Origin of the sequence: Flavobacterium micromati, from assembly GCF_900129585.1 — a bacterium.
Classification (GTDB): Bacteria; Bacteroidota; Bacteroidia; order Flavobacteriales; family Flavobacteriaceae; genus Flavobacterium; species Flavobacterium micromati.
This window is the reverse complement of record NZ_FQWF01000001.1, coordinates 355,859-374,865: the sequence shown is the minus strand read 5'-3', so window position 1 is coordinate 374,865 and position 19,007 is coordinate 355,859. Positions and strand designations below refer to the sequence as shown.

At 33.4% G+C, this 19,007-nt stretch carries 18 protein-coding genes and 1 pseudogene; 11 read left to right on the top strand and 8 right to left on the bottom strand.

Annotation, left to right across the window (positions count from 1 at the left end):
* Window positions 1–303: 303 nt before the first annotated feature.
* Window positions 304–942, top strand: coding sequence for a pyridoxamine 5'-phosphate oxidase family protein (locus BUB42_RS01615; RefSeq protein WP_073016527.1), 639 nt, complete (start codon window positions 304–306; stop codon window positions 940–942).
* Between the two features lie 18 nt (window positions 943–960).
* Here BUB42_RS01615 and BUB42_RS01610 read toward each other — a convergent pair whose 3' ends face one another.
* The 5 genes from BUB42_RS01610 to BUB42_RS01590 all read right to left on the bottom strand — a co-directional run bounded on the left by BUB42_RS01610 (window position 961) and on the right by BUB42_RS01590 (window position 4,257).
* A complete protein-coding gene (locus tag BUB42_RS01610; RefSeq protein WP_073016525.1) occupies window positions 961–1,320 on the bottom strand; it encodes a hypothetical protein in 360 nt (119 codons plus the stop codon).
* Window positions 1,317–1,805: a DoxX family protein gene (locus BUB42_RS01605; protein ID WP_073016523.1), complete on the bottom strand. Its 489-nt coding sequence runs from the start codon at window positions 1,803–1,805 to the stop codon at window positions 1,317–1,319. Before BUB42_RS01605 ends, BUB42_RS01610 begins: the two co-directional genes overlap by 4 nt.
* Before the next feature lie 20 nt (window positions 1,806–1,825).
* Window positions 1,826–2,494 (bottom strand): GIN domain-containing protein, encoded by a 669-nt coding sequence (locus tag BUB42_RS01600; protein WP_073016521.1) that lies wholly within the window; start codon window positions 2,492–2,494, stop codon window positions 1,826–1,828.
* 75 nt (window positions 2,495–2,569) lie between these two features.
* The gene (locus tag BUB42_RS01595) at window positions 2,570–2,929 is read right to left on the bottom strand and encodes a hypothetical protein (RefSeq protein WP_073016519.1); all 360 of its coding nucleotides are present in this window, start codon (window positions 2,927–2,929) and stop codon (window positions 2,570–2,572) included.
* Window positions 2,930–3,048: 119 nt separating this feature from the next.
* Window positions 3,049–4,257 (bottom strand): helix-turn-helix domain-containing protein, encoded by a 1,209-nt coding sequence (locus tag BUB42_RS01590; protein WP_073016518.1) that lies wholly within the window; start codon window positions 4,255–4,257, stop codon window positions 3,049–3,051.
* A gap of 113 nt (window positions 4,258–4,370) precedes the next feature.
* Here BUB42_RS01590 and BUB42_RS01585 point away from each other — a divergent pair.
* The 4 genes and pseudogenes from BUB42_RS01585 to dusB all read left to right on the top strand — a co-directional run.
* Window positions 4,371–4,562, top strand: a pseudogene (locus tag BUB42_RS01585) (tRNA-dihydrouridine synthase); the annotation flags it as partial.
* Between the two features lie 143 nt (window positions 4,563–4,705).
* Window positions 4,706–4,936: a DUF433 domain-containing protein gene (locus BUB42_RS01580; RefSeq protein WP_073016517.1), complete on the top strand. Its 231-nt coding sequence runs from the start codon at window positions 4,706–4,708 to the stop codon at window positions 4,934–4,936.
* Window positions 4,936–5,187, top strand: coding sequence for a DUF5615 family PIN-like protein (locus tag BUB42_RS01575; RefSeq protein ID WP_073016515.1), 252 nt, complete (start codon window positions 4,936–4,938; stop codon window positions 5,185–5,187). The genes BUB42_RS01580 and BUB42_RS01575 overlap by 1 nt, the downstream gene beginning before the upstream one ends.
* A gap of 135 nt (window positions 5,188–5,322) precedes the next feature.
* Entirely contained in the window at window positions 5,323–6,315 is a 993-nt protein-coding gene (gene dusB, locus BUB42_RS01570) for a tRNA dihydrouridine synthase DusB (RefSeq protein ID WP_073016513.1), read from the top strand.
* Between the two features lie 91 nt (window positions 6,316–6,406).
* Here dusB and BUB42_RS01565 read toward each other — a convergent pair whose 3' ends face one another.
* Both BUB42_RS01565 and rbfA read right to left on the bottom strand, forming a co-directional pair.
* A complete protein-coding gene (locus tag BUB42_RS01565; protein ID WP_073016512.1) occupies window positions 6,407–7,606 on the bottom strand; it encodes an ABC transporter permease in 1,200 nt (399 codons plus the stop codon).
* 3 nt (window positions 7,607–7,609) lie between these two features.
* The gene (gene rbfA, locus BUB42_RS01560; protein ID WP_073016510.1) at window positions 7,610–8,002 is read right to left on the bottom strand and encodes a 30S ribosome-binding factor RbfA; all 393 of its coding nucleotides are present in this window, start codon (window positions 8,000–8,002) and stop codon (window positions 7,610–7,612) included.
* Window positions 8,003–8,382: 380 nt separating this feature from the next.
* Between rbfA and BUB42_RS01555 the strand changes: the two genes are divergently transcribed.
* From BUB42_RS01555 to BUB42_RS16630, 6 genes are all read left to right on the top strand, one after another.
* Entirely contained in the window at window positions 8,383–11,646 is a 3,264-nt protein-coding gene (locus BUB42_RS01555) for a UvrD-helicase domain-containing protein (protein WP_073016757.1), read from the top strand.
* Window positions 11,647–11,692: 46 nt separating this feature from the next.
* Window positions 11,693–12,886, top strand: coding sequence for a glycine C-acetyltransferase (kbl, locus tag BUB42_RS01550; protein WP_073016508.1), 1,194 nt, complete (start codon window positions 11,693–11,695; stop codon window positions 12,884–12,886).
* Window positions 12,887–12,998: 112 nt separating this feature from the next.
* Complete coding sequence (locus BUB42_RS01545) at window positions 12,999–14,432, top strand: OmpA family protein (protein ID WP_073016507.1); 1,434 nt, start codon at window positions 12,999–13,001, stop codon at window positions 14,430–14,432.
* 65 nt (window positions 14,433–14,497) lie between these two features.
* Window positions 14,498–17,263 (top strand): PD-(D/E)XK nuclease family protein, encoded by a 2,766-nt coding sequence (locus BUB42_RS01540; protein ID WP_073016505.1) that lies wholly within the window; start codon window positions 14,498–14,500, stop codon window positions 17,261–17,263.
* A gap of 294 nt (window positions 17,264–17,557) precedes the next feature.
* Complete coding sequence (locus BUB42_RS16635; protein WP_170857172.1) at window positions 17,558–17,929, top strand: ATP-binding cassette domain-containing protein; 372 nt, start codon at window positions 17,558–17,560, stop codon at window positions 17,927–17,929.
* A gap of 5 nt (window positions 17,930–17,934) precedes the next feature.
* Window positions 17,935–18,228: a P-loop NTPase family protein gene (locus tag BUB42_RS16630; protein WP_170857171.1), complete on the top strand. Its 294-nt coding sequence runs from the start codon at window positions 17,935–17,937 to the stop codon at window positions 18,226–18,228.
* Here BUB42_RS16630 and BUB42_RS01525 read toward each other — a convergent pair.
* Window positions 18,225–19,007 (bottom strand): alpha/beta fold hydrolase, encoded by a 783-nt coding sequence (locus BUB42_RS01525; RefSeq protein ID WP_073016492.1) that lies wholly within the window; start codon window positions 19,005–19,007, stop codon window positions 18,225–18,227. The genes BUB42_RS16630 and BUB42_RS01525 overlap by 4 nt on opposite strands.

Here is a 19,007-nt window from a genome sequence, read left to right as displayed (position 1 = left end):
ACGAGATTCACAAAAGGATGCCGCTGCTATCCCTCACGCAAACCCAGTCGATTAATCTGCAAATATAAGTTAAAAGTTTTGATTGTAGATTGAACAAAAGCTAATGTTAGGAATCTGAAATTTATTTTTCGTAAAGGTTTCTTTATTAGATGCTTCTTGTATTCTTGGCGGATAGTTAAAGTCGCGTTGCTTGATAATAAAGGTAACTTAAAAACAATTTTATTTTACATTTCGTTTATACACAGTTTTTGTACTTTTGAGCAATAGTACAAGTTCAATCGCTAGCACGTAAAAATACTTTCCATGACAAAACAAGATGACGAATTTATCACCTATAATGACACCGAATACAATTTGCAGGGTATAGAATCATTAGCTTGGAAAAAATTAGTCAATGGATCTGTTAAGAAAAAAAATGGTTTTAGAACCATGTGTGTAGGAACTATAGATGAAAACAATGCCGCTGCGTTACGAATTGTTGTAAATAGGAAAGTAGACGAAGTTCAAAAAACCATTTTCTTTCACACCGACAACCGGTCAAGAAAATATGATGATTTAACTAAGGATAATCGTATTTCACTGTTATTTTACGACGCACGGCAACGCGTTCAAATTGTTGTGAAAGCATATGCAACCATATATAGCAATAATGCATTAGTAAATGATAGATGGAAAGCGACAAGCCCACAAGCACGATTGGGTTACATGACAAATGAACCACCAAACACAAAGTCAGACCAACCCACTTTAGGTTATGACGAGCACTTTGCCATCACAAAACCCACGGACGATGAAAGCAATCCTTTTGAAAAAAACTTTTCTGTGGTTTCTTGTACAGTTTACGAACTTGAATTTCTTTATTTAGATTTTCACGGCAACCGCAAGGCTAATTTTTATTATGAAAACAATGTTTTGGTGGGTGGGAATTGGGCAGTTCCGTAAAAGTAAAGTGATTCCTGATTATCTCGCATTGAATGTTGCGTTATAAAAAGTAGTATGTGTAATGGCAAATTTAATTCTTCGGTTTTCTTCGTGCTCAAATTCTAAACTATCATTTACCACAAATTTAATTTCAGTACCGTTGTAGCCAGTTTCAAATGTGGTTGTTAATTCATACAAGCAATCCTTTTTTATGGTTTTCATTTCAGTATCATAATCCCATGAAAAAGGCTTGTCTTTTCCTTTTATTCCCACTTTTGAAATTGCACCCATTTTAGGCGTGTTAAGGCTAAAAACAATTGTTTTTTGATGTGTTTTTTGTACGCAACTCGTTAGAACTAATATTAAAGATAAGGCGATGACTGTTATTGTAGTTTTCATAAGTAAGATTTTTTTCGTGTAAGAAGGTAATCAATTCCAAATCGCCCTGAACCTAACACAAGGTAGAAAATAGAAACCCATAGAAAACCCATGGCGGCGAGGCAATTCCATAAGCCATTATTAATTTGTTGCATAAAAATAGCCACGAGCATAGTGCAAAAGATAAGAAAAGAAGCAAATCTCGTCTGAATTCCAAACAATAAAAGCAATCCGCCAATAGCTTCGGCGAAAGCGCCCATCCAAGCAAAAAAAACTGGAAATATCGCAAAGATTCCACCATATTCTGCCACATCTTTTGGAAACCAGAAAGCAACTTCAAAAAATCCAAGATTATTATCTACTGGCGACCAAGGCATTCCGAATTTATCCGAACCAAAGTTAAAAGCTAGTAAATAGCCGCAGATAATTCGTGGAATAATTAAAAATAAATCTTGCCACCAATGTGGTAAAATAATTGGTTTGCTTATTTTTTGTATGATTTTCATAATTGTATCTCTGTTTGAAACTAAAATTTATAAACAAGGTTTGCATTTCCTGATTTTGACGATTGTAAATCAAATTTTGCCTTTCCAAAATTGAAAATAGTACAATTTGCTGTTGCTTTTGCTGTCAACTCATCAGATACATTTAAGTAGACATTTCCGTTTCCTGCACATTTTATTTCAGCATTTTTAACAAAAAGTTCTTTGGCTTTTGTGTTACCGTTACCAGAATTTACAACTTTCAGTGTTTCTACTTTACCAATAACAGTTGTTGTTCCATTACCAGAATTTTCTAATTTGAAGTTTATTTCGGATAAATTTGATATTATCAAAGAACTGTTTCCAGTATGTTTAATCTCAGTCAGTTTCGGCATTAAGATTTTGATTTTAAGATGAGTGTCTTCAATATATTTTTTATTATTATCATTATTTTTAAAAAACACTTTCAATTCACTTTTAGAATTATTTTCTTCCAAAATAAATAGAGGTAAAAGATTATCGTCGATAGTTACGGAAATACTATACGGTTTGCCAACTTCGATTTCTAATTTTCCATCTAAATCATCAAAATTTACTTTGTTGAAATTTTGAAAATTATAGGTTTTCGTAACTGTTTTTCCTGATCCTTTCAATTGCGCATTTGCAAAGAATGATGTCAGGGTTAAGATTATTGTAATAATTAATTTTATCATGTTTGATTTTTTTTTGATGATTGACTCTCGTAAAGATAAAATATAAGATTTTTTAAAAATTGTGAGAATTAATTTCTACTGATTTTTATACGTCATTGACAACCCTAAATCTCCAGTAACTTTTAAATCTACAGAGGCGTAGTCAGTAGATTTATTTTCGATCACCAAAGCTGTGTTCCGATCTACTTTCACTATTGTCTTTATATTTGGTTTAATCGTTATTCTAGAATGAGTTCCGCCAGATATTGGCGCTTTGTAAATGTCAATGTCGTTTTTAGAAACATTTTTTAATTTGACTGTAAAAGATCCATGTTCATTGTTTCCAAGAACAAAACTATCATTGGGTTTAATGCTCGTATTAGAATTTAAAGAGTCAAAAACTCCACAGGAAGCACTTAAAATTGTAAGTACAAAAGTTGCAAAAAGTGTTTTCATAATTTTTTATTTAATGATTAATAACAGGGCAAAATTGCTCTATAATTGATCATCAATCGCTTCAAATTATGATTTGAGACCTAGTTGTTCATTGCTGGGGAGTATCGAAAATAGTGCGATTATGATTTTTCTAAATATTCTTTGGGAGAAAAACCAGTATTTTTCTTGAACGCACGATTAAAAGTTGCTTTAGAATTAAATCCGCAGTCAAAAGCAATTCCCAGTAATGTAGTTTTCTTGTGTTCGCCTTTATCAAATGCTTTTTTAATTTCTTCAATACGATATTTATTGATAAAATCATTAAAGTTCATTTTGAAACCTTGATTGATAGTTTTGGAAATTATGGAAACATTAGTGTCTAATTTTTTAGCAACTCCAGATAAAGTCAGTGCGGGATCAATAAATAACGACTCTTTTTGAATTAAAGTCTCAATTCTTCTTTTCCACATATCCATTTCAGTAGAAGTATTTTCTGAAAAAGTTTCAAAACTTATGTCAATTATAGATTCTTCTTCGGTGACGGTATTGTTTTCTGATAGTAATAAAACTTGATTGGTATTAGATTTATAAAATTTAAATGGAATTGTAGAATTTACAGGATTAGAATATCCAGTTATTGCGATGTAATACATAATTAAAGAAAAAATCAGGAAATACCACCAGTTGCCTGTGTAGGATTTTAAATCGGGATAAAAATACGCTAGACCAGCAAAAACAATCGTTAGCAATAGCATTAATAGAAATGCAATCAAATAGGTTTGTATCCACCTAAAAAGGATTCGATCGGCATAACTCACCACTTGGTAAATTACTTTTTTGTAAATGGTGTAATAGCGCAAGCTTATAACAAAATAAAATACCATGGAGAGTAATCCTAATTTCTGATACCAATTATCAAAATCTTTATCCATACCATCTTTATAGAAATAGTAATCTCCAACGATGAAAACATCGTAAATCCAAATTGAAAAAATATAAATCAAGTACAAGATCCCCGGGATAAAGTGGAGATATTTTTTTTTACTAAATCTAAAATCAGCGTTCAATAAACTTTGGGTGTAACAGTAAATTGTTGGTCCAATAAATAAAACATGTTGAAATGGAGTATAAAAAAGAATATCTCTATACGGTTGATTGTCATACCAACCAGCGAATCCAAGCATCCAAGGGGCAACAAACAACGAGCATAGAAAGATAAAAAAGCTCAACCAATAATTGGAGGTCTTCTCAGTTTTCAAACCTTTAATCAATAATAAAAAGCTATATAGTATTCCTTGCGAAAAAGTGATTAGTAACAAGGAAGAATAGAACCCGAATTGGAATAGCATACTGTCTTTTAGATAAAGATAACTATTTTTATAGAGTGGGAACTATAAATGCTATTGATCCTTTTACTTTTATAACCGCTTATTATTTAGTATTTTTGCAAGAAAAATATGCTTTGATAAAAATTGGCAGCATAGAATTACCTGATTTCCCTTTACTTCTTGCACCTATGGAAGATGTGAGTGATCCACCATACCGCAGATTGTGTAAAATGCATGGTGCCGACATGGTGTACTCGGAATTTATATCTTCAGAAGGATTAATTCGAGATGCTATAAAAAGCCGAATGAAATTAGATATTTTTGAGCCGATACTTTGTTTTGTGAATTTCGTTTTTGTTGGAAGTTTTTAATTCTTATTTACTTTTTGTATTTATAATACCATTTAGACGCTTTTGTCGACAAGGGGATTGAAATTCGTATATTTGTAGTAACAGAAAAAGTTTTACTTATGAGTCATTACAAAAACATTATAATTAGAGATCCAGCAGTAATGAATGGGAAACCAATTATTAAGGGTACAAGAATCACTGTTGAATTAATTTTAAAAAAATTATCTGAAGGAATATCGGTTACTGACTTAGCAAAACTTTATCCTCATTTAACTCACACAGAAATTTTAGCAACCTTAGGATATGCCTCGGACATTATAGGTAATGAAGAACTGCTCGAAGTTTCCTAATGATTATTGCTGACGAAAACATACCATTGGCAGTAATTGAAAAACTTCGGTTGTCGCATGTTGAAACCTATTCAATTTTTGAGAATAAAAGAGGGATTTCTGATAAGGAAATAATAGATTTTGCTCAACATCCACCAAAAATAATTTTAACGGAAGATAAAGATTTTGGAGATTTAGTTTTTGCTTACGATCAAAAGAAAGTTTCAGTAATTCTGTTGCGCTATCATTACTCGGATCTTGAACGTATTTAAACTATTTTGATTGAATTTCTTCAAAATCACACTATTGAACAACATTCCTTCATAGTTATTACATTAAAAAACATTAGAATTAGAAAAGTATAATCTTAAATCTACATTCTTTGCTATCTTTGCAAAAAAATTCCCTTGATAAAAATTGGCAACATAGAATTACCAGATTTCCCTTTACTTCTCGCACCTATGGAAGATGTGAGTGATCCTCCATACCGCAGATTGTGCAAGATGCATGGTGCCGATATGATGTACTCGGAATTTATTTCCTCGGAGGGATTAATTCGCGATGCTATTAAAAGCCGAATGAAATTAGATATTTTTGATTACGAACGCCCCGTTGGAATCCAAATTTTTGGTGGTGACGAAGAAGCAATGGCGATGTCATCTAAAATTGTTTCAGCCGTAAACCCGGATATCATTGACATCAACTTTGGTTGTCCAGTAAAAAAAGTTGTTTGTAAAGGTGCTGGAGCCGGAGTTTTAAAAGACGTTGATTTGATGATTCGCTTGACGAAAGCGGTAATCGACAGTACACATTTGCCAGTAACAGTAAAAACTCGTTTGGGTTGGGACGATAGTTCAATAAATATTGATGAGGTTGCAGAGCGATTACAAGACATTGGCGTTGCTGCGTTAAGCATTCATGCTCGAACTCGTGCCCAAATGTATAAAGGCCATTCCGACTGGTCGCATATTGCACGTGTTAAAAATAATCCTAGAATTACAATGCCAATTTTTGGTAACGGAGATATCGACTCCCCTGAAAAAGCATTAGAATATAAAAATAAATACGGTATTGATGGAATTATGATTGGTCGCGCTGCGATTGGTTATCCTTGGATTTTTAACGAGATCAAACATTATTTTAAAACAGGAGAACATTTAGCAAAACCAACAATTATTGATAGAGTTGAGGCCGTACGAAATCATTTGACGTGGGCAATGGAGTGGAAGGGCGAGCGTCTTGGAATTGTAGAAACGAGACCACATTACACTAATTATTTCAAAGGAATTCATTCTTTTAAACCCCACAAACAACAGTTAGTTACTTTAGACCGACCTGAAGAATTATTTGCTGCCTTAAATGAAATTGAAGATGTGTATGCGGGTTATGAGGTTGTTTAAAATTTTGCTTACCACAAATTCACGAATTATTATTTAGGATTTCAAAAATTGTCAATTTAAAGAGATAAAAATTTGCGAATTTGTGCAAAACCTATTCTAACAATTTCTTACTCACTCTACTACTCGCAATCACTGATGCAATAAAACCTAAAGTAACGATAGTTCCCATTACAATCAGCACATTTTCAACAGAAAAAATAACGGGATAAGCTAGTGTGGGCGTAATCATTATCAGTTGAAAATATTCTTGTATTAGTACAATTATAACTCCTATCGTAAGTCCAATAATTCCGCCAAAAACACTCAACAAAGTCCCTTGTAACAGGAATATTTTTCGTAAATCTTTTATTTCTGTTCCTAGATTAAACAATGTTTTTAAATTTCCTTTTTTGTCTAAAATCATCATGATCAAAGCACCAATCAAGTTGAAAAGTGCTACTACAATTACCAATGTAAATATCAAGTAAACAGCGATATTTTCGGTATTAAGCATTTTATATAATGATTCATTTAATTGAATTCTGTTTTTGACCTCGATTTTTTGATTGAAAATAACTTTAAGCTGGTCGATAATCGCATTTTCATCAGCGGTTGGTTTGATCTTAATTTCAATTCCAGAAATTTGATTTATTTTGTATTCAAGTAATTCTTGAGCAAGACCTAAATCAGCAAACACGTACTTTGAATCTAAATCTTCACTTATGTTATAGATCCCAACTGGAACAACATCTGTTTTGTTGAAAGCTTGTTCCGGATTTTCAATGGCACCTTTCCCAGCTTTAGGAACCAGAACTTCAAGTCGATTATTAAAATCTAACAGACCCATTGAAAATTTCTCCGAAAGGCCATAACCCACAACAACTTGGTACGTGTTTGGCTCTAGCCATTGCCCATTAAATAAATTCTTTTCAATAGCATTTGTTTTGATAAAATTGGAATCAACTCCCTTTAAGAAAGTAACTTCTTGCTTTCCATTAAAAGTAAATAGTACGCGCTCTTCAATAATCTTGGAGTACGAAACAAGCCCATCAATTTTTTTAATTTCCTTTTCTTGAGCGGCTGAGACTAAAAATGATTTTCCTAAAGTGCTGCTTATTTTTAAATCAGGATCAATGTCATTCGTGAAGGAAAGGCTAAAATCTTTCAATCCGCTAAAAACTGATAAAACTACAAATAAAGCCGTTGCACCTACAATAATTCCCAAGCTGGCAATTCGATTGATGATGTTTATAGCATTGTTTTTACTATTGCTTAGAATGTAGCGTTTAGCTATGAAAAGTGGGAAGTTCAAACTTTATTGGAATCTACGTTTGTCTAAAAGATCTCTATTTTCAATAGGATTGTCTCTATTTGCTAACGCATTGTCAATTTTTTCTATATAATCTAAAGAGTCATCTATGAAAAAAACTAAATTGGGAACTTTGCGTAATTGTAACCGTACCCGCTGCGATAAATCGTGCTTAATATTTTTTGAGTTTGACTTCACAGCCTCCAAAATTTCTTTGGCTTTGTCCTGAGGAAATACACTTAAATGCACAGTTGCAACTGATAAATCTGTCGTTACAACAACTTTGGATACTGAAATTACTAAATTACTAACTCCGTTTTTTCTCACTTCACCTTGCAGAATGTCAACCAAATCTTTTTGGATCACCCCACCTATTTTTTTCTGTCTATTTGTTTCCATCCTGCAAAAATAGTACTTTTAACTTTTATCTTGAAGTTTAGAGCTAAATTTTAAAATCAACTCAGTATTGCTTGTTTTTTTGGAGCTGTGTGCTTCGCCAGTTCGCGTCGCTCGTTTATTGCTATTTGTCACGATCTTTTACATAGCAGCAAGCCAAAAGGCATTTAGCTTTACTAAAGGATTTCTCCCGAAACTTCTGGACGATCAAGGCTGGGGAATTTCATCAATGTAAGATGTTGCGTTTAAATCAGAAATCTAAAATCGTTAATCTAAAATCTAAAATCAACAGTAATTTGGAACATAATATAAATCTAGTTTCAACTCCGTCCTCTTCGGGAAACCCCAAAGTTTCGGGAGGTGCGGGTAGACCTTCATTCTCCATCTATGACGCCTCAGCCGGTTCTGGAAAAACCTACACTTTGGTCAAAGAGTACCTAAAAATAATTCTTGTTGCTAGCAAAAATGATGCTTACCGAAATATCTTAGCAATTACCTTTACAAATAAAGCTGTTCACGAAATGAAAAGCCGAATCGTGGGTAGCTTATCTGAATTTGCAAAGGAGGAACCAAATCAGAAAGCCTTAGATTTAATGCATGATTTGATCAATGGTAAACGCAAAATTGATAATCCAGAAGAATGGATTGAAGAGCCAATTGGCCTTTCCATTTTGCAAATAAAGTTTAAATCGCAACAAATTATCAAGCATATTATTCATAATTATGCGGCATTTGATATTTCCACAATTGATAAATTTACCCATAAAGTGATACGGGCTTTTGCTCACGATTTGGGTTTACCCATGACTTTTGAAGTTACATTAGACACCGAGAATTTACTTGTAGAAGCCGTAGATGCTATCATAGCTCAAGCGGGAGAAGATGAAACCTTGACAAAGTTATTAATCGATTTTACAATGGAAAAAACCGATGATGATAAATCGTGGGATATTTCCAGAGAAATTTTAGAAACAGGTCGTTTAGTTCTCAATGAAAATAACCGAAATGAAATTACTCATTTTCAAGATAAAACCATCGAGGAATTTGTAGAAATTAAAAAAAAACTAATTGAGGCTTGCAAAGATTTAGAAAGACAAACTATTGTTTTTGCAGAAGAAGCGTTAGCATTAATCGAAAAAAACGGGATTGATGTGAAATCCTTTTCAAGAGGAACTTTCCCCAATCACATAAACAGCATTCAGCAAGGAAAATTCAATCCTAAGAACAAAATGTTTCATGTGTTTGAAGATATTGCTATAAATAAAACAGCTAAAGATAAAGCAATCATAGAAAACCTTATTCCAGAGTTTTTACAAATTCTGACTAAAGTGTATGCTACTTTCGAAAAAATAAATTTCTATAAAGCGTTCCTTAAAAACATCACACCTTTGTCTTTGTTAAACACAGTAAGTAACGAGTTAGCAAAGATTCAGCAGGAACAAAATGTACTGTCAATCTCAGAATTCAATGCCATCATTCACCGAGAAATTCAAAACCAACCCGCTCCTTTTATATATGAGCGATTGGGCGAGCGATACCGTCATTTTTTTATTGATGAATTTCAAGACACCTCTGAAATGCAATGGCAAAATTTGATTCCGTTAATAGATAACGCACTTGCAGGCCAAGATGATTTTGGAGTAAAAGGAACACTGATGATTGTAGGTGATCCTAAACAATCAATTTATCGCTGGCGTGGTGGAAAAGCCGAGCAGTTTATTGAGTTGAGTAAAAATAAAAATCCGTTTAGTAATCCTGATAAGAGACTCGAACATTTAGATAAAAATTACCGTAGTTATTCGCAAATAATCCAATTCAATAATGACTTTTTTAAACTGTTATCGAATGAATTTGTTCATCCTGATTATAAAGATTTGTATGAAAATCATAGCGGTCAAAAAACAAATACTAAAACAGGCGGGTATGTAAATATTTCTTTTATTCCAAAAGTTGAAAAAGCTGATGTTAATCTTGAATCTTTAGTTGACGATGATGCACTAGACAAAACAGAGTTGTTTGTTGCAGCAACATTAGATACAATTCATAAAGTAATGGATCAAGGATTTCTCTACAAAGATATTGTGATCTTAACTAGAAAACGAAGTCAAGGAATTGCAATTGCAAATTTTTTGACAGAGAAAGGGATTCCACTTCTATCATCGGAAACCTTAATGATTCAAAACGCCACTGAAGTTCGTTTAATCATAAACCTACTAAAATATTTAAAAAACAGTTCAGATCTTGAAGCAAAAGCTAACTTCCTCCAATATTTGGGTCAAAACAGCCAGAACCATTTACCGGTTCACGATTTTATCGCTCAAGGTATCAATCAGAAACAGGAAGCTGATTTTGAAAATTGGCTAATGACTTTTAACGTTGAATTGTCATTTCAAAATATTCGAAAAAAATCATTGTATGAAGCCGTAGAAATTATCGTTAGTAAATTCCTAGCCCACCAAACCGCCAAAGGAAGAGCTAGCAGTTTTGAGAAAAATTATCAGGACACATCAGTAGCTTCCCCTGCAACAGGAGTGGGAAATGCTTACGTTCAATATTTTCTCGATATTGTCTTAGAAAGAGATATTCGCAATCAAGCAGGAATCTCAGATTTTTTAAGTTTCTGGGATAAAAACGGAGAAAAATTTAGTATTCCGTCTCCAGAAGGAACTAATGCAGTTCGGATTATGACGATCCATAAATCGAAAGGATTAGAATTTCCAGTGGTAATTTTTCCTTTTGCAGAAGAGGACTATAATAGAAAGCCTAAAGATAAATTATGGCTTGGCGCCGAGGAAGAAGAATTTGGCTTACCCAAAGTTTTAATTGACAATAACAGCGCTGTAGAAAGTTATGGATCGGCCGCGGCGGAGGTCTACAACCAGAAAAAACAAGAAGAATTACTAGACAATATTAATGTTTTGTATGTTGCTTTGACCAGAGCCGAAGAGCAACTTTATATAATTTCGAGTATGAATTTATCTCGAAATGGCGATTTTCCAAAAAACAATATGAGTTCCTTTTTTACCAATTACATTAATAGTGAAGGTTTATTTCAAGAAAATCAGCTCAATTATCATTTTGGTAATGAAGCCAAATTATCAATTAGTAAGCAACATGTTGACACGTCAAAAGTGATTCCGATGGTTGATAAGATTTTAGATCCTAAAAATATAAAAATTGCCCAGCGAGAGTCATTAATGTGGGGGACGCATCAGCAGGAAGCGATAGAATACGGAAATGTGATTCACGAAATATTATCTTTTATAAAAAGAAATGATGACATTGAGTTGGCGGTGGCTAAGGCAATTGAAAATGGACTAATTACTTTTATTCAAAAAGATACGGTTAACACTACTATTTGCGAAATTGTTAATCATCCCGAGTTAGTCCAATTTTTTGAGGAAGGAAATGAAATTTTGAATGAGCAAACAATTATCCAAAAGGAAGGTGGTATTATTAAGCCAGACCGAATGGTTTTAACAAATAACAATGAGGTGTTACTATTGGACTATAAAACTGGTGTACATCAAGCTAAATACAAGCAACAATTAGATAATTATCAAAAAGCTATTGAATTGATGGGTTATAAAGTCGTAAAAAAAGCACTTATTTATATAGGAAAAGAAATTGATGTGGTAAATTTGTAGTCTTAAAATTAATTTTTAGCACAAACAGAATTTAAAAATAAATAACATGTACGGAAAAATAAAAGAACATTTACAATCAGAATTACAAACAATAGAAGACAACGGGATTTTTAAAAAGGAGAGAATTATTACTTCGCCTCAAGGCACAGAAATAACGATATCTACAGGTGAGAAAGTTTTAAATTTTTGTTCAAATAATTATTTAGGACTATCTTCTCATCCAGAAGTGATCAAGGCGGCAAAAGATGCGCTGGACAGTCACGGTTTTGGTATGTCATCCGTTCGATTTATTTGTGGAACGCAGGATATTCACAAAAATTTAGAGAAAAAGATTTCTGAATTTTACGGTTTAGAAGATACCATTCTTTATGCCGCAGCTTTTGATGCGAATGGGGGAGTATTTGAACCATTATTAGGAGCTGAGGATTGTATAATTTCAGACAGCTTGAATCATGCCTCAATTATTGATGGAGTGCGTTTGTGCAAAGCGGCGCGCTATCGATATGAAAATAGCAACATGGAAGACCTAGAACAGCAGTTAATTAAAGCAACCGAAGCCGGAAGTCGTTTCAAGTTAATAGTTACTGATGGCGTTTTCTCTATGGATGGCTTAGTTGCTCCCTTAGATAAAATATGCGATCTAGCTGATAAATACGATGCAATGGTTATGGTCGATGAATGCCATGCAGCTGGATTCATTGGCGCAACTGGTAAAGGAACGCTTGAAGCAAAAGGTGTAATGGGTCGTGTAGACATTGTAACTGGGACTTTAGGAAAAGCTTTAGGTGGAGCGATGGGCGGTTATACAACTGCGAAAAAAGAAATTATTGAGTTGTTAAGACAACGTTCTAGACCTTATTTGTTTTCAAATTCTTTAGCGCCTTCAATTGTAGGAGCTTCGATCAAAGTTTTTGAAATACTAGAAAAAGACACTTCGCTTCGTGATCAATTAGAGTTAAATACTAACTATTTCAGATCAGAAATGAAAAAAAAAGGGTTTGATATTATCGATGGAGATTCTGCAATTGTTCCAGTAATGCTTTATGATGCTAAATTGTCTCAAACAATGGCTGATGAATTATTAAAGAAAGGAATATATGTTATAGGATTCTTTTTCCCTGTAGTGCCAAAAGATAAGGCAAGAATTAGAGTACAATTATCAGCTGCTCACACAATGGAGCAAATAAATAGAGCGGTAAATGCATTTACAGAGGTCGGAAAAGCACTGAATATTATATAATTCCCACTTTAGCATCGTAAAAGATATTTTATTTAACATTTAATTTTGTAGTTTAAAATTTACGTCCTATTTTTGCTAATAATTAACTAAATTGTAATTAAAAAAAGTAAGTATGAAACATCTAAACAAAATTTTTGTTGCTGTAATGATGGTGATGGGATTAAGTTCTCAAGCACAAGACAGCAATAATCCATGGGCTATCTCTTTTGGAGCTAATGCTGTGGATACTAGAACTAGTGCTGGTGGAGGAAATAATTGGGCTGACCGTCATTTCTCTCAACCTTTTGCAGTTAAAGACAACTGGAACATTCTTCCATCTGTATCTTATTTAAGCGTATTCAGATCAATAGGAGATAATTTCTCTTTTGGTCTTACTGGATCGGTTAATAAGATTGATAAGTATGTGAATTTTAGACCAGGTGCTGCAGGCGACGATTCTAGAGGAATGGTAGTATCAAATCCAGGTGATTTAATGTATTACGGAATTGACGCTACTGTTAGATACAGTTTCATGAGTCTAATAAAATCTAAAGTGATTGATCCTTCTCTTTCTGTTGGTGGAGGTTATACTTTCTTCGGAGATAGTAGTTATGGAACTTTAAATCCTGGTGCTGGATTAACTTTTTGGTTTACTGAAAATGTTGGTTTAGAATTAAGTACTAGATACAAAAAATCTTTTGGCGACAGAGAAGATGCTTCTGGAACTCCAGATGCTCCATCTCATTTCCAGCACTCTGCTGGTATTGTTTTCAAATTTGGCGGTAAAGATACTGACGGAGATGGAATTTATGACAAAGATGATGCATGTCCAGATGTTGCTGGTTTAAAGCAATTCAACGGATGTCCTGATACTGATGGAGATGGTATTCAAGATAGCGAGGATGCATGTCCTACAGAAGCTGGTTTAGCTGAATTGAAAGGTTGTCCAGATGCTGATGGAGATGGAATTGCTGATAAAGATGATGCTTGTCCAGAAGTTGCTGGTTCAGTTGCAATGAAAGGTTGTCCTGATACAGACGGAGATGGTGTTGCTGATAAAGATGACAAATGTCCTACTGTTGCAGGTCCTAAAGATAACGCAGGTTGTCCTTATTTAGATACTGACAACGACGGTGTTTTCGACAAAGATGATGCTTGTCCAACTGTTGCTGGTCCAGCTAGTAACAAAGGATGTCCAGAAGTTTCAGAAGAAGTGCTAAAAACTTTAAATGAATACGGTAAAGTAATTTTGTTTGATTCTGGTAAAGCTACTTTCAAAAAAGGTACTTACACAGTATTAGAGTCAATTACAGCAATCTTGAATGAGTATCCTAACTCAAAATTTCAAGTTGAAGGTCATACTGATAGCGACGGAAGTAACGTATTAAACCAAACTTTATCTGAGAACAGAGCTGCTGCAGTTAAAAATTATTTAATTGAAAAAGGAGTTGCTACTGACAGACTTAGATCTACTGGTTTTGGAGAGACTAAACCAATGTCATCTAACAAAAACGCTAAAGGAAAAGCTGAAAACAGAAGAGTTGAAATTTCTTTGATCAAAGAGTAATTTTCTTCTAAAATATTTTTCAAAAACGCCTCGATTTATCGGGGCGTTTTTTTTATTTTTATAAAATGATAAATACTTCTTTTTTAGATAAGATTGCTTCCGTTTTACTTGAAAATTATTCCATTACCCTTTCGAATACCATTGTCGTTCTACCTAATAAACGAGCCAAAATATTCCTTATTGAAGCATTAAAAAAGCAAGTTTCAAGAAATATTCTATCTCCTGAAATTATAAGTATTGAAGATTTTGTGCAAAACATAGCAGGTATCCGTACTATTGATCCTATCGAATTGCTATTCGAATTCTATGAAGTTTATTTGTCAATTACTGAAAAATCGAATCAGCAGTCTTTCGAGTTATTTGCTAATTGGGCTAAAACGTTGTTGCAAGACTTTAATGAAATTGATCGCTATTTATTAGATCCAGCGCATGTGCTTTCTTATTTGAAAGACATTGAGGATATTAAAAAATGGGGAATTGAAGTTGAGAATAAGACTTCCCTATTAGAAAAATATATTGATTTTTGGAAATTACTGCCCAATTATTATCAATCGCTCTACACGCATTTATTGAATAAAGGAATAGGATACCAAGGTCTTATTTATCGGGAAGCGGTAAACAATCTCAATAATTTTACAAATTCAGTAAGAGATAAAAAATTCCTCTTTGCAGGTTTTAATGCGTTGAATGCAGCCGAGGAAAAAATAATTCAGCACCTTGTTGCAGCAGATCAAGGAACAATTTATTGGGATGTAGATCAAACTTTTCTGAATGATCCCTATCATGACGCGGGTTTGTTTGTACGTCGTTTCAAAGAAAGCTGGAAGCACTATAAAACCCATCCTTTCGAATGGATTGTAGATGATTTTTCGCAATCAAAAAATATTGATGTTATTGGTACGCCCAAGACAATTGGTCAAGCCAAAATTGCTGGAAGTCTAATTGAAAATATTATTCATGATAATCCAAATAGGAAACTTGACAAGGTAGCTATCGTTCTTGGAGATGAAAATCTATTAGTTCCGCTTTTGTATTCTCTACCTGCGGCGGTTGGAGCACTCAACATTACGATGGGATATTCTAGTAAGAACAATCCAGCTCAAATTTTGATCGCTAAATTATTTAAAATGCACACTAATGCAATATCAAGAAATAACAGCAGTTATGTATTTTATTACAAAGATGTACTTGATATTTTGACACACTCATTAGTCGAACCGTATGCTAAAACTAGCACTCTTGTTCATATTATTAATCAAAATAATTATACTTTTATTACGCACCATAAATTGGTAGAATTGAATCTAATTCCAAGTGAGTTGTTTCTACTTTTATTCCAAAAATGGGAAAAAGGGTCCATTCCAGTCTTAGAAACGATTTCTAAATTATTGCAAACCATAAAAGAAAATTTAAGTAACGATAATGACGAGGAAAAAATTACTAAAGCTTTTGTTTTTGCAATTTTTAAAGTTATCAATAAACTGATTAATTACTACTCTAAGCACAAACATATTGATAAAATAGAAACGCTATATGCCATTTATAAACAAGTGATTGATCTCGCTGAAGTTTCTTTTGAAGGAGAACCGTTAAATGGTTTACAAATTATGGGTGTGTTAGAAAGTCGGGTATTAGATTTTGATACCGTTATTGTGACCTCTATGAATGAAGGAAAATTTCCAGCTGGAAAATCCCAGAATTCGTTTATTCCTTATGATGTGAAACGCGAATTAGGTTTGCCTACTTTCAAAGAGAAAGATGCTATTTATACCTATCATTTTTATCATTTGCTGCAGCGAGCCAAGAATATCTATTTACTTTATAACACCGAAAGTGAAGGTATAGACGCAGGTGAAAAAAGCCGATTTATCACCCAACTCGAAGTTGAAAAACAGGTTAATCATAGATTGACACACGAAATTTATAATGCTGTTTTACCTGAAACAGCATATCAGGCAATGGTTATTCCAAAATCGGAGAGTGTGATGGTTCGCTTAAGGGAAATCGCAGACAAAGGCTTTTCTCCATCGGCATTGACGAGTTACATTCGTAATCCAATCCAATTTTACTTTCAGAAAATTTTGCGCATCAGCGAAGTGGAAGAGGTCGAGGAAAATATTGCTTTGAATACGTTGGGAACCATTATTCATGAAACATTGAAGGTTTTATACGAGCCTTTTATTGGCAAATTTATTTCCGAAAGCGATATTCTTAACTGTTTTAAACAAATTGACAAAGAGGTTTTAAAACAATTTAAATTGGTTTACAAAGAAGGCGAAATCAAAAAAGGAAGAAATTTATTAGCGTTTGAAGTTGCTAAGCGTAATGTTTCCAACTTTCTCAAAGTAGAATTGGTAAGCATAAAGAATGGTGATGCCATCAAAATTCTTGCGTTAGAACAAACTTTCGAGAGACAATTACAGCATCCTAGTTTGCCTTTCCCAGTATTGATAAGAGGAAATGTGGATCGAATTGAAGAACGCAATGGAATCATTCGAATCATTGATTACAAAACGGGAAAAGTAGAAAAAGCAAGTGTGACGCTTAAATCGTGGAATGGATTAACGGATGATATTAAAAGTGATAAGATTATTCAGGTGCTTGCGTATGCTTACATGTACGAGTGCGAAGCAAAAGAAAAACCTATTGAAGCGGGAATTATTTCCTTCAAGAATTTAAAAGCAGGTTTTCTTCCATTTAATTTTAAAGAAGATAAAGAGGTGAATAGTATTATTGATGATAAAATTTTAAGTAATTATGTCGAACAAATAGTCCTTTTACTCAGTGAAATTTTAGATGATACTATTCCTTTTAAAGAGAAAATAATTTAGAACTATCAGAAAACCAGCTAACATATTCGAGTTTTATAAAAGTACTTTAATAATAAATATCTCAGTCAGTTTATTGGCAATGGTATGTGGAGGATTTCAACTATTTAAGTATGCGCTTATTTTTTTTGGTTTCTTTATTAGTTTGTTAATTAAGGAAGTGAATTCAAGAAACGAATATTTGTTTTATTATCACAACGGAATCTCAAAAATACAACTGTTCGTCTATAGTTTTTTGATGAATTTTGCTTTTTCGTTAGTTTTGATTTTATTCATTAACCAAATTTTGAGATTGGTATGACAAAAAGTGTATTAGAAGTAGACAGTGTCCAAAAACACTATAATGAAAAAATCATTATTTCGGATGTGTACTTGAAATGTCAAACAGGCGATATTATTGGAATTTTAGGCAGAAATGGTTCTGGCAAATCGACCTTATTAAAAATTATTTTCGGAATTGAAGCTGCCGATTTTAAGTTTGTTCGCGTTAATGGTGTCGTAAAATCTAAAACGAGCGATTTGCTAAACGAAATCAGTTATTTGCCTCAAGAGAATTTTATTCCAAATTCATTTTCAGTTAAAAAAACAATCGCATTATCTATTACTAAAGATAAAATACAAGACTTTTGCGCCGATGAAATGATTCAATCGATATTGGCAAAAAAATAAAGCATTTGTCTGGCGGAGAATTGCGGTATTTAGAAATTAAATTAATCCTAAATAACGCATCCAAATTTGTTCTTCTTGACGAGCCTTATAATGGTTTATCACCAATTATGATTGATAAAGTGAATGATTTAATCACAGAAATGTCAAACAAAAAAGGTATCATTATCACTGATCACAATTATGAAAACGTGATAAAAGTATCCGCGAAACTAGCGTTGATGAAAGAAGGCAAACTGCACCACTTAAAACACAAAAACGATTTAGTGGAGAAAGGGTATTTGAAAGTAGGAATGATTTAAATGCTTTTGAAAAAAGCCAATAATACATTGAGTAATTCGTCTTGGTTTTCAATATGACTCATGTGCCCATCTGGAAAAGTCACCAGTTTTACTGCTGTATTTTCTATCTGATCTTTAGTTTCTTCATAATTTAAAACAGGGTCTTTTTTGCCCAGAATTAATAGTTTAGGGAAAGGGGTAATATGTAACAAAATTTCTCTGTCGGGTCTTATTTTCATTCCTTCTAGCGAGGCTACAATTCCTTGAAGCGGCGTTTTTAAAGCGTCTTTTTTTACGTGTTCAATTTCTGAAGATAGTCGCTCCCTATTCGATTCGCTGAATAAATTAGCAATAGAAAGCGAAACAAAATTCATAAAAGATTGTTTTACCGCCTTGATAGCTCGATCCCGATTTATTTTTCGTTCGTCGCTGTCGGCTTTTGCGGAAGAGTTTAATAAAACCAATCCTTTGATAATGTCAGGGTATAATTCGGCGAAAGCCAACGTTACATAACCACCCATGGAATGACCAACAAAGACGGCCTTTCGGATACGCAATTCTAATAAAACGGCATGAACAGCATCCGCATTGTCTTCCATCGTTTGCACATAACCCAAACATTCCGTTGATCCGTGTCCTAATAAATCAATGGCAATAACGCGGTTTTTTTTAGCAAATTCCGGAATATAAAAATCCCACATGCTTTTGTTTTCCAAGAAACCATGAAGCAAGACAACAGCAGTACCTTTCCCAGTATCAGAAAAAGAAATTTGCGTGTTTTTGAATTGAATTTGTTTCAA